This is a genomic window from Methylobacterium sp. AC433 (assembly GCF_979253015.1).
In genome coordinates, this window is the sequence record NZ_CEEDBN010000001.1 from 100,093 (window position 1) to 114,067 (window position 13,975).

Genomic DNA, 13,975 nt, shown 5'->3' on the forward strand with positions numbered 1-13,975 from the left:
TCAGAACCGGCCGCGGCGCTGCGCGTCGAGGCTCCAGGGGCCGGCGCCGGCGGCGGCGAGGTAGAGGAAGACGAAGCAGAACAGGATCGCGGCATCGCCGCCGTTGAGCGCCGGGAACGGGCTCTTGGGATGGTGGGCGATGAAGTACGCGAAGGCCATCTGCCCGGAGAGCAGGAACGCCACCGGCCGGGTGAACAGGCCGAGGATGATGAGCGCCCCGCCCAGGGTCTCCAGGACGGCGGCGAACCACAGCAGCGACAGCATCGCGGGGCCGGCCCCGCCGCCCATCCGCACGGGGAAGCCGAACAGCTTCTGGGTGCCGTGCTCGAGGAAGAGCAGGCCGGCCACGATGCGCAGGACGCTGAGGAGGCGCGGGGCCCAGGTCGTCGAGAGGCTGGCGAGGGACATGGGCGAGGGATCTCCGGCGGGGGGCGCGCCGTGCGGACGGCGCCCGCGCGAAGCCGTCGAGCCATAGCGCGCGGCACGGGACGGGGCGAGCCTCGGCGGGCAATCCCGCGGGGATATCCGGCCCCGCGCCCCGCCTACATCCCGTCGTCGAAGTCCGGCGGGCCGAGGCGGCGCCAGGCGGCGGCGATGCGCTCGGGCTTGACGTCGAGGGCCTCGGCGCAGGCGAGGAGCGTCGTCTCGTCGCCCATGATATGGTCGAGGATGCCCGCCAGGAATCCGGGGTCCTGCGCGCTGGCCCGCAGGGTCTCGGGCGTCGCCCCGGTGGCGTTGAGGAAGGCGAACAGGCGCTCGTCGTCGGTCGCCATCCAGGCGAGGGCCGCCAGGGCCAGGCCCTCGGCGGAATCGTCTGCGCTATTGGGTTTGCGTTTCGTCAACATGTATCCGCTAAATCTCCTGGGGCGGGGCATGCGTCGAACGACAATGGGCCGTCCACGCACCGGGAACAACGGGCCATGAAGAAGACCGTGCTCATCGTCGAGGACAACGAACTCAATATGAAGCTCTTCAACGACCTGTTGGAGGGACATGGCTACGCCACGCTGAAGACGGCCAACGGCATCGAGGCGATCGAGCTCGCGCGGGCGCACCGCCCCGACCTCATCCTGATGGACATCCAGCTGCCCGAGGTCTCCGGCCTCGAAGTCACGAAGTGGCTCAAGGAGGACGACGACCTCAAGTCCATTCCGGTGATCGCCATCACGGCCTTCGCCATGAAGGGCGACGAGGAGCGCATCCGCGAGGGCGGCTGCGAGGCCTACCTGTCGAAGCCGATCTCGGTGGCGAAGTTCCTCGCCACCGTCCGCCAATACCTCGGCGACGCCAGGACCGCCTGAAGCCGCCGCCTCGCTGAGACCGTCCCCGACGGCCCAGTGGAACGACCTTGCGCGAGGAACGATGTCGGCCCGAATCCTGATCGTCGATGATCTCTTCCCGAACGTGAAGCTCCTGGAGACGAAGCTCTCGCTGGAATACTTCGACGTCGTGGCGGCGATGAACGGCCCCGATGCGCTGACCATCTGCGAGAAGGGCCTCTGCGACCTCGTCCTCCTCGACGTGATGATGCCCGGCATGGACGGCTTCGAGGTCTGCCGCCGGCTCAAGAGCAACCCCAACACGGCCCACCTGCCCGTGGTGATGGTCACCGCCCTCGACCAGCCCTCCGACCGCCTGCGCGGCCTCGATGCGGGCGCCGACGACTTCCTGACGAAGCCCATCGACGACACGGCCCTGTTCGCCCGCGTGCGCAGCCTCGTGCGCCTCAAGGCGGTGACGGACGAGCTGCGCTCCCGCGCCATGGCCTCGCGGGATTTCGGAATCGGCGACCCTCTCGCCCTCGCCGCCGCCGAGACCGGCCTCGACGCCTCGATTCTCCTGGTGGAGGACCGCCCCGGCTCGGCCGACCGCCTCGGGGCGGCCCTGGGCCAGCACCACACGCTCACGGTGGAGGCCGACCCGCACAAGGCCCTGGTGCTGGCGGCGGAGGGCACGTTCGACCTCGCCCTGGTCAGCCTCGACATCCAGGGCTTCGACGGCCTGCGCCTGTGCAGCCAGCTGCGCTCCCTCGACCGCACCCGCCTGATGCCCGTGATGATGATCGCCGAGGAGCACGACCGCGCCCGGGTGATCCGGGGCCTCGAATTCGGCGTGCACGACTACCTGATGCGGCCCGTCGACCGGAACGAGCTCGTGGCCCGGGTGCGCACCCAGGTCCGCCGCCGCCGCTTCTCGGATGCCCTGCGCGGCGCCGTCCAGGCCTCGATGGAGCTCGCCGTCACCGACGGCCTCACGGGCCTGCACAACCGGCGCTACCTCGACAGCCATCTCGGCGCGCTGTTCGGCGAGGCGGCCCTGCGCAACCGCCCGGTGGCGGCCCTGATGCTCGACATCGACCGCTTCAAGACGATCAACGACACCTACGGCCACGAGGCCGGCGACGAGGTGCTGAAGGCCTTCGCCGAGCGCATCCGCACCCATACCCGCGGCATCGACATCGTGGCCCGGTACGGCGGCGAGGAGATCGTCATCATCCTGCCGGACGCCGAGGCCGAGGGCGCCTACGCCATCGCCGAGCGCATCCGCGAGCGCATCGAGGCGGTGCCCTTCGCGATCCACCGCGACACCCGCACGGTGCCGGTGACCGTCTCCATCGGCGTGGCCTGGCGCCGGGCCGAGGATGCCGGGCCGGCCGACATGCTCAAGCGCGCCGACCTCGCCCTGTACCGGGCCAAGAGCACCGGCCGGAACCGCGTCGAGGCGGCCGCGGCCTGACGGCCCGGCGTCCCGTCCCGGCCCCTCTACCCGCGTCCTGGCCGGGGGCCGCTACTGCAGCTGGTGGCCCTTCTTGGCCATCTCCGCGCGCACCCGGACCATGATGTATTCCGACACGTCCTGGGTCCAGGTCTGCATGGCCTGGACCATCTCGTCGAGCACCTGCGGCTGGGTCTCGACGTAGCGCTTGCCGGCGGGCGAGCGGAAGAAGGTCGCGATCTCGTTCAGCTCGGCCTCGGACAGGCGCGAGGCGTAGATCCGGGCGGCGATGTCGATCATCGACTGCTTCTGCATCTCCATCTCGGGCTCGAGGGAGGCCAGCACCCCGTCGAGGTCCTTGGTGAGCTCGGGCCGGGTCACGGAGCCCTGGCGGATGCGGTCGCTGAAGGCCGGGATGATCGAGTCGAAGGACCGGGCGATGCCGGAATTCAGCATGACCTCACGGGCGAGGGCGAGGTGGTTCGCCGAGTAGGCCGGCGTCTGCGCGGCGAGGGTGCTCGGTGCCGGTGCGGCGGCGGGGGTCGGCGGCTTGGCGCCGGGCTTGGCCGCCGGCGGCTTCTGCGCCGGGGCTTGGGCCAGGGCGCTCAAGGGCGTGCTGGCGAGGACGAGGGCGGCCAGGGCGGCGAGGCGGGGGGACATGGCGGACGCTCCGGGATGGATTCTAGGAAGGGGACGAGGTGGGGGAAGCGGGACGGCCACCCGCGTTCAGACGGTGCCGAGCCGGCTCACCACCGCCTGCCCGTCCCGCGCCTCGGCCAGGATGGCGCCGGTGGCGAGGCCGAGGAACAGGCCGTGCTCGACGACGCCCGGCACGGCCCAGAGGGCACCCGACAGGGCCTCGGGATCCGGGATGCGCCCGAGATGGGCGTCGAGGATGTGGTGGCCGCCATCGCTGACGAAGGGCGCGCGGTCCCGGGACCGCAGGACGAGTTCGCCGGTGCAGCCGCTCGCCCGCAGGGCGGCGGCGACCGCGCGCCGGGTGGCGCCGAGCCCGAAGGCGTTGACCTCGATCGGCAGGGGAAAGGCGCCCAGGGTCTCGACGCGCTTGGCGGCATCCGCGATCACCACCATCCGCCGGCTGGCGAAGGCGACGATCTTCTCGCGCAGCAACGCGCCGCCGCCGCCCTTCACGAGGCGCATCGCCCCGTCGATCTCGTCGGCCCCGTCGATGGTGAGGTCGAGCTCCGGCATCTCCTCCAGGGTGGCGAGGCGGATGCCGGCGGCCTCCGCCGCGACCCGGGTCGCCTCCGAGGTCGGCACGCCGACGACGTCGAGGCCGCCCCGGACGCGGGCGCCCAGCAATTCGACGAAGACGTTGGCGGTGGAGCCGGTGCCGATCCCGAGCCGCATCCCGGGGGTGACGAGCTCGACGGCGACCTCGGCCGCCGCGCGGCGCAGATCCGGCCCGCTCACGCGAAGGCTCCGGTGTCCGGGAAGGGAAGGGCGTGCGGCATGGGACGGCTCAGGCGTGGGACGAGGCGGCGGGAAACGGACCGAGCGCCGCGCCGCCGCTGGGCGGACGCGACCGGGTGCCCCTAGCACGCCGGGCCGGCCGGTCCAACGCGGCGCGCGCCGGGATCGGGGGAGGGGGCGTCAGGGACGCGTGCCCTGGGGCGGCGTGGCGCTCGGCCCGGCCCGGCCCGGGGCGGCGCCGGTGGCCGGGGCCTCGTCGGCGCCCGGACCCGCCGGGTTCGCCTGCGCGGTGCAGACCACGGCCTCCTTCTGCAGCTGCACGTAGCAGATGCTCATCTCGCCGGTGCGGTAATTGACCCGGAACACCCCCGCCTCGCGGGTGTGGCGGGAAGCCACGAGGCCGTATTCCGAGGGCGCCTGCGCGCTCGCCCCCTCGCCGGCGCCGTAGCAGACGGTGACGCCGACGCTGCCCACCGCGCCCTCGCGCAGGCCGTACTGGCAGGAGGTCACCTCTCCCGTGACCTTGTCGACCCGGTAGACGCGGTTGAGGTCGATCTGGGGCGCCGGCACGAACTCGAAGGAGGCGGGCCAGGCCGGTGCGGCGAGCACCGGGAGCAGGCCGGCCGTCAGGGCGAGGACCCGGGCCGGGCGGGAGGACGGCGGACGCAGGAACGAACGCATGGGAATCGAACGCATCGGGGGCCTTCGTGAATGCTGGGGTGCGCGGGGCGGCGGGTTTCGGACGAAAGACGGTGCTGCGCTAGCGCGGCCTTGCGGCGCAACCGTGGCCCGCCGGATCGCCGCGCGCGCGAACGCGGATCGCCTCCGCGGCGGGATCGCCTCCGCGGCGGGATCGCCTCCGCGGCGGGATCGCCTCCGCGGCGGGGAAGCCGGTGAAAACGCGGTTCGATCCCGCACCCGTGCGGTGCCCGCGCGGTGAACCCGCTGGCGTCATTCCGCCAACATGCTAACGGGGTTGGCCATGTTCGACGCCGTCGCCGCCCTCAACGACATCCTCCAGAACCTCGACCGCGACGCCCGCGAGGCGACGCGCCTGCGGGCGGTGCTGGTGCCCGAGCTCAGGCGGGTGATCGAGCTCGGCCGCGCCGATGCCGAGGAACGCCTCTTGGAGGAGCGCGACGGCATCGCCTGCGCCCGGCGCCTGAGCCGGCTCACCGACGCGGTGATCCGCACCATCCACGACGCCGTGGTCTGGCGGCTCTATCCGAACGACAACCCCTCCACCGGCGAGCAGCTCGCCGTGGTGGCCACGGGCGGCTATGGCCGGGGCACCATGGCGCCGGGCTCGGACATCGATCTCCTGTTCCTGCTGCCCTACAAGCAGACCGCCTGGTCCGAGAGCGTCGTCGAGGCGATGCTCTACGTGCTGTGGGACCTCAAGCTCAAGGTCGGCCACGCCACCCGCTCGGTGGAGGAGTGCCTGCGCGAGGGCCGGGCCGACATGACCATCCGGACCTCGCTCCTCGAGGCCCGCTACCTGTTCGGCACCCGCGCCCTGTTCGAGGAGCTGGTCACCCGGTTCGACACCGAGCTGGTGATGTGGACCGCGCCCGAATTCGTCGAGGCCAAGCTGCGCGAGCGCGACGCCCGGGTCTCGAAGGCGGGCGCGTCGCGCTACCTCGTCGAGCCCAACGTGAAGGACGGCAAGGGGGGCCTGCGCGACCTCAACACCCTGTTCTGGATCGCCAAGTACACCTACCGGGTCCGCGACCAGAGCGAGCTCGTGGCCGCCGGCCTGTTCACGCCCGAGGAGTACCGGGTGTTCGAGCGCTGCGACGAGCTCCTGTGGCGGGTGCGCTGCCACATGCACTTCGTCACCGGCCGGGCCGAGGAGCGCCTGTCCTTCGGCCTGCAGCCGCGGATCGCCGAGCGCTTCGGCTACGAGCCGCGCGGCGGCCTCTCCGGCGTCGAGCGCTTCATGAAGGCGTATTTCCTGATCGCCAAGGAAGTCGGCGACCTCACCGCCATCGTCTGCGCGGCGCTGGAGGCGCGCCACGCCAAGCGCACGCCGGTGCTGGACCGCTGGATCGGCCGGTTCCGGGACCGCTTCCGCGCCACCGCCATCGAGGCGGAGGACTTCGTCGACGACCACGGCCGCATCAACCTGCGCGACGCCGACGCCTTCAGCCGCGACCCCGTGAACCTGATCCGGCTGTTCTGGCTCGCCGACCGCCACAACCTGCCGATCCACCCCGACGCGACGCGGGCGGCCAACCGCTCCCTGCGCCTCATCGGCCATTCCCTGCGGGCGGACGAGGAGGCCAACCGGCTCTTCCTCGACATCCTGACCTCGAAGAACTCGCCCGAGACCATCCTGCGGCTGATGAACGAGGCCGGCGTGCTCGGCCGCTTCATTCCGGATTTCGGCCGCATCGTCGCGATGATGCAGTTCAACATGTACCACCACTTCACGGTGGACGAGCACCTGCTGCGCGCCATCGGCGTGCTCTCGGCGATCGAATCGGGCCGCGCCGAGGAGGAGCATCCGCTCGCGAGCCGGCTCATCGACACGATCAGCCACCGCCGGGCGCTCTACGTCACGGTGCTCCTGCACGACATCGCCAAGGGCCGGCCGGAGGACCATTCCATCGCGGGGGCGGCCATCTCCGAGAAGCTCGGACCCCGCTTCGGCCTCACGGCGGCCGAGACCGAGATGGTGGCCTGGCTGGTGGAGCACCACCTGCTGATGTCGATGACCGCCCAGAGCCGCGACCTCTCGGACCCCAAGACCATCGAGAAGTTCGCCGGCGTCGTGCAGACCCTGGAGCGCCTGAAGCTCCTCACCATCCTGACGGTGGCCGACATCAAGGCCGTGGGTCCCGGCGTCTGGACCGCCTGGAAGGGGACCCTGATCCGCACCCTCTACGACGAGACCGAGGTGGTGCTGTCCGGCGGCCATTCCGAGATCGCCCGCACCGACCGGGTGCGCCTGATCCAGATGGCCCTGCGCGAGCAGCTCAGCGACTGGCAGTCGGAGGCGTTCGACGCCTACGCGGCGCGGCACAACCAGGCCTACTGGCTCAAGGTCGACACCACGCGCCAGTTCAAGCACGCCGGCTTCGTCAAGGCGCTGACGGCGGAGGGACGCACCGTGGCGACCGTCGCCGAGACCGATCCGGTTCGCGGCGTCACCGAGCTGACGATCTACTCGCCCGACCATCCGCGCCTGCTCGCCATCGTCACGGGGGCCTGCGCGGCGTCCGGCGGCAACATCGTGGACGCGCAGATCTTCACGACCACGGACGGCTTCGCCCTCGACTCGATCTTCATCTCGCGCGCCTTCGAGCGCGACGAGGACGAGCTGCGCCGGGCGAGCCGCATCACCACCGCCATCGAGAAGGCCCTGCGCGGCGAGATCCGCATCGCCGACCTCGTGGCCGACAAGCACCCCCCGAGCGAGCGGGCGCGGACCTTCCTGGTGCCGCCCGACATGGCGATCGACAACGCCCTGTCGAGCCGCGAGACCGTGATCGAGATCACCGGCCTCGACCGGCCCGGCCTTCTCTACGAGCTGACCACGGCGCTCAGCCGGCTCAGCCTCAACATCACCTCGGCCCACGTGGCCACCTTCGGCGAGCGGGCGGTGGACGTGTTCTACGTGACCGACCTCACCGGCACCCGGGTCACCCAGCCCGACCGCCAGGTGGCGATCCGGACCGCCGTGATGGAGGTCTTCGCCGGCGACGTGGCGGCCCTGCGCGCCGAGGGGCTCGACGCGCTGATCGACTCGCCGCCCCCGCGCGAGGCCTGAGCCGGCGCGGGGGCCGCGCGGTTCTCCGCGCCCGGGCGCCCCGCGCTTGATTTCACGGCGGCACGGCCTGATATCAGCGCGAACCCCGACACTCCCTGACGAACCCACATGATGGCGAACGACATGCACGACGAGCGGCGCGACCCGGCCCAGACGGTCGAGGAGACCCAAGGAGCCGCGCAAGCTGGGGCCGCGCAGGCCGAAGGTCCGGTCTCCGGCGAGGCGCCGCAGGCCGACGCCCTGGCGCCCCTCCTGGCCGAGCGCGACGAGCTGAAGGACCGCACGCTGCGCACCCTGGCCGAGATGGAGAACCTGCGCCGGCGCACCGAGCGCGAGGTCGCCGATGCCCGGGCCTACGCGGTGACGAACTTCGCCCGCGACCTCCTGAATTCCGCCGACAACATCCGGCGCGCCCTGGAGAGCATCCCCGAAGCGGACCGGGCCAGCGCCGACGGCGCCTTCAAGGCCCTGATCGACGGCATCGAGCTCACCGAGCGCGACCTCGCCAAGACCCTGGAGCGGCACGGCGTCAAGCCGATCGAGCCGAAGGGCCAGCGCTTCGACCCCAACCGCCACCAGGCGATGTTCGAGGTGCCCGATTCCGAGGTCCCCACCGGCACCGTCGTGCAGGTGATGCAGGCCGGCTACATCATCGGCGATCGGGTCCTGCGCCCCGCCCTCGTCGGCGTGGCCAAGGGCGGACCGAAGCCGACCCCCGGCCCGGCCGACGCGGCCTGAGGGCGCGTCTGCGCCCGACCTTCCCGTCGGACGTTCGCGGTCGAACGGCGCCTTGCCGGAAGCCCGCCGCCAGCACTGCGTCATCCCGGGGCCGCGCAGCGGAGCCCGGGATCCGGAAACGCAGGCGGTGCAGGACTCTACACCGTCGGCGGCTCTGGATCGCACGCCTCCGGCGCGCCCCTGCGGCTCCGGGCTCGCCCGCGGCGCCCCGGAATGACGGCGCGGCATCATCCGCAATCGGCCGCGCCCGCGTGAGGGACCGCGGGTGGAGGCGGGTTCACCTGCCTCCCTGCCGTGACGGACGATGCGACCGTCCCCGCCCGCGGGAGGGGACGCGTGCCCCTACCGCAGCTGCACGCTGTCGACGACCTCGCGGAACTTCGCCAGCACGCCCTCGCGATTCTCGGCCTTCACGACGCCGACGGCGCGCAGGTAGCCGTCGGGGGCGAAGCGGATCGTCTGCGAGATGACCACCGGCGTGCCCGAGGCCGAGTCCACCGCGCGGGCCACGATCTCGTGCCAGTCGACGCCGTTCTGGCGGTAGCTCTGGGCCCGCTCGATCACGAAGTCCTTCATCGTCTGGTTGGAATAGAGCGCGGCGCGCGCGAAGGCGTCGCGCTGCTCCGTGGCCGGCGGCGGCTGCACCGCCTGGGCCAGGACCAGGATCGGCTGCTCGAGGCCGAGCATCTCGTCCTTCGCCCCCTGCGTCAGCAGCACCGAATTGCCGGCCAGGACCCGCACCGGGCGGAAGCCCGCCTCGTTGCCGATGCGGAAGGGCAGGGCGGCGACCTGCTGCTCCAGGGTGAGGGCCGGGCGGATGTGGATGCCGGTCAGCAGCCGCTTCATCGTCTCCTCGGTCTCGGCATCGGGCGTCGCCTGCGCGATGATGATGCCGGTCACGGTCGGATCGCCGACGAGGAGCATCCACTTCTTGATCGCCGGGGTGCCGGCCGATTCCACCGCGGGCTGCTCGCCCGTGAACAGCACCGCGTCGACGTCGCCCGCCACCTTGATGGCCTGCCGGGTGGTGACGACGAAGCCCTGGGCCTTCAGGTTCTCGTCGGTGAAGTTGGTCTCGAGGTCGGCGAAGGCGTTGGCCGGCAGTTCCACCACCGAGACGGTCGCGCCGCCTTCCAGCCGCTCCAGGCCGGAGAAGCGCTTCGAGGAGACCATGTCGGAGGGCGGATCGAAGCCGAAGCGCGAGCTCGGCGGGAAGACCGGGTCGGCCGCCAGCGCAGGCCCCACCAGTCCCAGGGCGAGGACCAGGATGGAAACCGGACGGACGAGGTTACGCAGACGCATCGAATCGGTTCTCCGCAAGGCCCCGGTCTGGCGCCGGGCAGGTCCGCCGGGCCACCCCGCGCGGGGTGGGCCGCCGGTGAGGCTGACGATGGGTCGACCCACGCCCCGCCGCTGTCAAGCGTCCGGAGGCCGCGTCACGCGTCGCAGGGTCAGGTTGCAGCGCCCGCCCGGCGGAAGGAAATCCGGCGGCGGCCCGGGGGCGGCGTCCTGGAGCAGGTCCGGCACCTCCGCGACGAGGCGGTCGACCCCGTGATGGATCAGCCGGGCCGGGCCGCCGATCACGAGCGCGTCACCGGCCCGCAGGCGCAGCGAGCGGGTCGGGTCCGAGCGCTGCGGGCCGCCGTAGCGGAAGAGGGCGGTGGCGCCGAGGGACAGCGAGACGACGGGCGCGTCGCGGGCGTCCTCGTCCCGATCCTGGTGCAGGCCCATGCGGGCGCCGGGCTCGTACAGGTTGACGAGGCAGGCCTCGGGCGGGGCGCGATAGCCCGACAGGGCCTCCCAGGCGGCGAGGGCCACGGGCGGGATGGCCGGCCAGGGCGCCTCCGTCACGGGGTGATGCGGCTGGTACCGGTAGCCCGCCCGGTCGGAGACCCAGCCGAGCGGCCCGCAATTCGACATCCGCACCGAGAAGGGCCGGTCGGTGCGGGGCATCCTCGGCGTGTAGGGGGGCGCGAGCGCGAGCGCGACCGCGAGTTCGGCGGCGAGGCGCGCCTGCGCCGCGCCGTCCAGGTAGCCGGGGACGTGGACCAGGCCGGGAACCAGGGCGATCCCGGCCGGCACGCGGGCGGCCACGGATGCCAGCGGTCAGACCTTGTGGTCGATGTCGTGCTCGAGCACCGTCTTGCTCTCCACCGTGGTGTCGGCCTTGAGCTGGTAGACGAGCGGGATGCCGGTGGCGATCTCGAGGCTGGCGATGGTCTTCGTGGTCATGCCGTCGAGCACCATCACGAGGGCGCGCAGGGAGTTGCCGTGGGCGGCCACCAGGACGCGCTCGCCCGCCATCACGCGGGGCAGGATGAACTGGATGTAGTAGGGCAGCACCCGGGCGGCGGTGTCCTTCAGGCTCTCGCCGCCGGGGGGCGGCACGTCGTAGGAGCGGCGCCATTGATGCACCTGGGCGTCGCCCCAGCGCTCGCGGGCATCGTCCTTGTTGAGGCCGGAGAGGTCGCCGTAGTCGCGCTCGTTCAGGGCCTCGTTGCGGATCGTCTCGATCCCGCCGAGGTCCATCTCCTCCAGGATCAGCGCGCAGGTGCGCTGGGCGCGCTTCAGGTTGGAGGTGAAGGCCACGTCGAAGCCGTAGCCCTGCTCCTTGAGCCAGCGCCCGGCATTGCGGGCCTCCTCGACGCCGAGATCCGTCAGCTCGGGATCACGCCAGCCCGTGAACAGCTTCTTGAGGTTCCAGTCGCTCTGGCCATGGCGAGCGAGGACGAGAAGGCGATCCATCGGGGGATGATCCTCTTGGTCATTGAGACGGCACGGCCTCGGCGAAGGCCCGGGCGGCGGACGATGTTGCAGCGCAGCGAACGCGCATGCGCCGGCTCATGCGCGCGTCAATCTGAACGGCAGATGACGAAACCTACCCGCCGAACGTGGGCTCCGTATTAAAGCCCGAAGACGTCATCAAAGCCCGAAGACGTCATCAAAGCCCGAGGACGTCGTCCATCCCGTAGAGGCCGGGCGGCTGGGCGAAGGCCCAGAGCGCCGCCCGCACGGCGCCGCGGGCGAAGATCGCGCGGTCCTCGGCATGGTGGCCGACGGTGATCCGCTCGCCCGGGCCGGCGAAGACCACGCTGTGGTCGCCCACCACCGTGCCGCCCCGCAGGGTGGCGAAGCCGATGTCGCCGGGCCGGCGCGCCCCGGTATGCCCGTCGCGGGTGGAGACCCGGGTGTCGGCGAGCGAGACGCCGCGTCCCTCCGCCGCCGCCTCGCCGAGGAGGAGGGCGGTGCCGGAGGGCGCGTCGACCTTCATCCGGTGGTGCATCTCGACGATCTCGATGTCGAAATCCTCCCCGAGGGCCGCCGCCATCCGGCGCACGAGGCCCGCGACGAGGTTGACCCCGAGGGACATGTTGCCCGAGCGCACGATGCGGGCGTGGTGGGCGGCCGCGCCGAGCTTGGCGAGATCGGCCTCCTGCAGGCCCGTGGTGCCGACCACGTGGACGATGCGGGCCTGCGCGGCGAGCTCGGCGAAGAAGGTGGTGGCGGCGGGCGCCGTGAAGTCGAGGACCCCCTCGGCCGCCGCGAAGATCGGCAGGGGATCGTCCGTGACCGCGACGCCGAGGGGACCGAGGCCCGCCAGCGTGCCGGCATCCTGCCCCAGCGCGGGGGAGCCCGCGCGCTCGATGGCGCCCGACAGGGTGCAGCCCTCTGTCTCCGCCACCGCGCGGATCAGCATCCGCCCCATGCGCCCGTCGGCGCCGACCACCACGAGCCGCATCGTCCTCAGTCTCCGGAGATTGTTGCCGACGTCCGCGTCCGCGTTGCGGTACAGCCTCCGGCCGCACCGGACAAGGATCAGCGTCCCGCCCGCGCCAGCAGGGGGCCGAGCACGTCGGTGACGCCGTTCACGGTGATCTGGGTGCCGACGCAGAGCAGCAGGAAGGCGAAGAGGCGCCCGAGCACCCGCGCGCCCACGGGGCCGATCCAAGTCACCACCCGGTCGGCGGAGCCGTAGGTGAAGCGCACCAGCACGGCGATGGCCAGCGCCGCCAGCGACATGCCGATGTAGAAGCCGATCCGGTCCGGTCCCGGCGCGGGCCGGTTGGAGCCGAGCGCGATCGCCACCGCGATGGTGCCGGGACCGGTGGTGAAGGGCAGCGTCAGCGGGAAGAACGCGATCTCCGCGAGGTTGCCGGCGGGTTCCCGGGTCGCCTCCGCCTGCTTGCGCGCCTCGCGCGCCTCGGGCGCCGTGAGCAGCGTCCAGGCCGAGGCCGCCACCACGAGGCCCCCGGCGATGCGCAGGGCCGCCAGGGAGACGCCGAAGAAGTTGAGGATCGGCGCGCCCGCCCAGAGGGTCGAGAGCATGATCAGGGCGGCGTAGAAGCCGATGCGCTTGGCGAGTTCCAGGCGCTCGGCATGGGAGTTCAGGGCCGTCACCTGCGCGAAGATCAGCGACGAGCCCACCGGGTTCACGATGGAGAACAGCGAGGAGAAGGCGAGCACGAAGCTCTGGAGCGCCGCCTCCGGCGCGATGAGGTCCAGCATCCGTTCAGCCCGGGGAGGGGGCGGGCACCAGCACGCGGGCCGGTGCGAGGCGGGTCGCCCGGCGCACCCGGCGCACGGCGACGGGGCGGTAGAGCTGCTTGGTGGCATCGACCACGTGCAGGCCGGCGAAGGGCAGCGACAGGCTGGTGCCCATCCGCTCCCAGGCGCTCGCCGTGCGCAGCAGCAGCCGGTTCTCCACCGGCGGCATGTAGAGGGTCTCGGCCCAGCCCTCGGGGGAGAACTGGGTGGTGCGCATCAGCCGGGCGAGCTGCGAGCGGCTGTAGGGCTGGCCGTGGCCGAACGGCGTCGCGTCGCGCCGCGCCCAGACGCCGCGCCGGTTCGGCACCACCAGGATCATGCGCCCGCCCGGGGTCAGCACCCGCCAGACGTCCTGCAGGAGTTCCGTCGGGCTCTCGACGGATTCGAGGGCGTGGACGAGGATCACCCGGTCCACCGCCGCCTCGGGCAGGGGCATCATGGTCGGGTCGGCCAGCGCCGAGCAGGAGCGGCCGCTGCCGGGCCAGTTCACCACCCCCTGCGTCGCCGGCATGAAGGCCAGGGTGCGCTCGGCGATGACGTGGACGGGGCCGAGATAGGGCGTGGCGTAGCCGAGCCCGAGCACGCGCAGGCCGGAGACCGAGCCGAGGAAGCCGTGGATCGCGCGCGCCACGATGCGGTGCGTCACGCCCCCGAGGGGGCTCGCGTAGAAGGCGCGCAGGTCGGTGACGTCGAGGCGCATGGATCGGGTTTCGGTACGGTCGCTCGGCGCGGGGGCCGGCCGGGAGGCCCGCGTTGCGAGAAAGGCCCGCC

Annotated in this window: 15 protein-coding genes; 4 read left to right on the forward strand and 11 right to left on the reverse strand. The window is 72.2% G+C overall.

Annotated elements, in window-relative coordinates:
* The gene (locus AC0IWM_RS00470) at positions 1-408 is read right to left on the reverse strand and encodes a DoxX family protein (RefSeq protein ID WP_471752574.1); all 408 of its coding nucleotides are present in this window, start codon (positions 406-408) and stop codon (positions 1-3) included.
* A 134-nt stretch (positions 409-542) separates the two neighbouring features.
* A complete protein-coding gene (locus tag AC0IWM_RS00475; protein WP_056472013.1) occupies positions 543-845 on the reverse strand; it encodes a DUF3572 domain-containing protein in 303 nt (100 codons plus the stop codon).
* A gap of 75 nt (positions 846-920) precedes the next feature.
* Between AC0IWM_RS00475 and AC0IWM_RS00480 the strand changes: the two genes are divergently transcribed.
* Together AC0IWM_RS00480 and AC0IWM_RS00485 are read left to right on the forward strand one after the other, a co-directional pair.
* Complete coding sequence (locus tag AC0IWM_RS00480) at positions 921-1,301, forward strand: response regulator (protein WP_471752575.1); 381 nt, start codon at positions 921-923, stop codon at positions 1,299-1,301.
* A 61-nt stretch (positions 1,302-1,362) separates the two neighbouring features.
* Positions 1,363-2,736, forward strand: coding sequence for a PleD family two-component system response regulator (locus AC0IWM_RS00485; protein ID WP_471752576.1), 1,374 nt, complete (start codon positions 1,363-1,365; stop codon positions 2,734-2,736).
* 51 nt (positions 2,737-2,787) lie between these two features.
* On the opposite strand, the gene AC0IWM_RS00490 is transcribed toward AC0IWM_RS00485, so the two are convergent.
* The 3 genes from AC0IWM_RS00490 to AC0IWM_RS00500 all read right to left on the reverse strand — a co-directional run bounded on the left by AC0IWM_RS00490 (position 2,788) and on the right by AC0IWM_RS00500 (position 4,845).
* Positions 2,788-3,375, reverse strand: a complete 588-nt coding sequence (locus AC0IWM_RS00490) for a DUF2059 domain-containing protein (RefSeq protein WP_471752577.1) — start codon at positions 3,373-3,375, stop codon at positions 2,788-2,790.
* Between the two features lie 66 nt (positions 3,376-3,441).
* Entirely contained in the window at positions 3,442-4,149 is a 708-nt protein-coding gene (gene rpiA, locus AC0IWM_RS00495) for a ribose-5-phosphate isomerase RpiA (RefSeq protein ID WP_471752578.1), read from the reverse strand.
* A 180-nt stretch (positions 4,150-4,329) separates the two neighbouring features.
* Entirely contained in the window at positions 4,330-4,845 is a 516-nt protein-coding gene (locus AC0IWM_RS00500; protein WP_471752579.1) for a hypothetical protein, read from the reverse strand.
* A 286-nt stretch (positions 4,846-5,131) separates the two neighbouring features.
* On the opposite strand from AC0IWM_RS00500, the gene AC0IWM_RS00505 reads away from it, so the two are divergent.
* Together AC0IWM_RS00505 and grpE are read left to right on the forward strand one after the other, a co-directional pair.
* On the forward strand, positions 5,132-7,921 hold the full coding sequence (locus tag AC0IWM_RS00505) for a [protein-PII] uridylyltransferase (RefSeq protein WP_471752580.1): 2,790 nt from the start codon (positions 5,132-5,134) through the stop codon (positions 7,919-7,921).
* A gap of 108 nt (positions 7,922-8,029) precedes the next feature.
* Complete coding sequence (grpE, locus tag AC0IWM_RS00510) at positions 8,030-8,659, forward strand: nucleotide exchange factor GrpE (RefSeq protein ID WP_471752581.1); 630 nt, start codon at positions 8,030-8,032, stop codon at positions 8,657-8,659.
* Positions 8,660-9,001: 342 nt separating this feature from the next.
* On the opposite strand, the gene AC0IWM_RS00515 is transcribed toward grpE, so the two are convergent.
* The 6 genes from AC0IWM_RS00515 to AC0IWM_RS00540 all read right to left on the reverse strand — a co-directional run bounded on the left by AC0IWM_RS00515 (position 9,002) and on the right by AC0IWM_RS00540 (position 13,904).
* The gene (locus AC0IWM_RS00515; RefSeq protein ID WP_471752582.1) at positions 9,002-9,961 is read right to left on the reverse strand and encodes a hypothetical protein; all 960 of its coding nucleotides are present in this window, start codon (positions 9,959-9,961) and stop codon (positions 9,002-9,004) included.
* A 114-nt stretch (positions 9,962-10,075) separates the two neighbouring features.
* Positions 10,076-10,753 (reverse strand): alpha-ketoglutarate-dependent dioxygenase AlkB, encoded by a 678-nt coding sequence (locus AC0IWM_RS00520; RefSeq protein WP_471752583.1) that lies wholly within the window; start codon positions 10,751-10,753, stop codon positions 10,076-10,078.
* A gap of 12 nt (positions 10,754-10,765) precedes the next feature.
* Positions 10,766-11,404 carry a 2,3-bisphosphoglycerate-dependent phosphoglycerate mutase gene (locus AC0IWM_RS00525; protein ID WP_056471981.1) on the reverse strand — a complete coding sequence of 213 codons (639 nt, stop codon included), beginning with the start codon at positions 11,402-11,404 and terminating at the stop codon, positions 10,766-10,768.
* 196 nt (positions 11,405-11,600) lie between these two features.
* Complete coding sequence (gene dapB, locus AC0IWM_RS00530) at positions 11,601-12,398, reverse strand: 4-hydroxy-tetrahydrodipicolinate reductase (RefSeq protein ID WP_471752584.1); 798 nt, start codon at positions 12,396-12,398, stop codon at positions 11,601-11,603.
* A 77-nt stretch (positions 12,399-12,475) separates the two neighbouring features.
* Complete coding sequence (locus tag AC0IWM_RS00535; protein ID WP_471752585.1) at positions 12,476-13,165, reverse strand: MarC family protein; 690 nt, start codon at positions 13,163-13,165, stop codon at positions 12,476-12,478.
* A 4-nt stretch (positions 13,166-13,169) separates the two neighbouring features.
* Positions 13,170-13,904 (reverse strand): class I SAM-dependent methyltransferase, encoded by a 735-nt coding sequence (locus tag AC0IWM_RS00540; protein ID WP_056471971.1) that lies wholly within the window; start codon positions 13,902-13,904, stop codon positions 13,170-13,172.
* Positions 13,905-13,975: the final 71 nt, after the last annotated feature.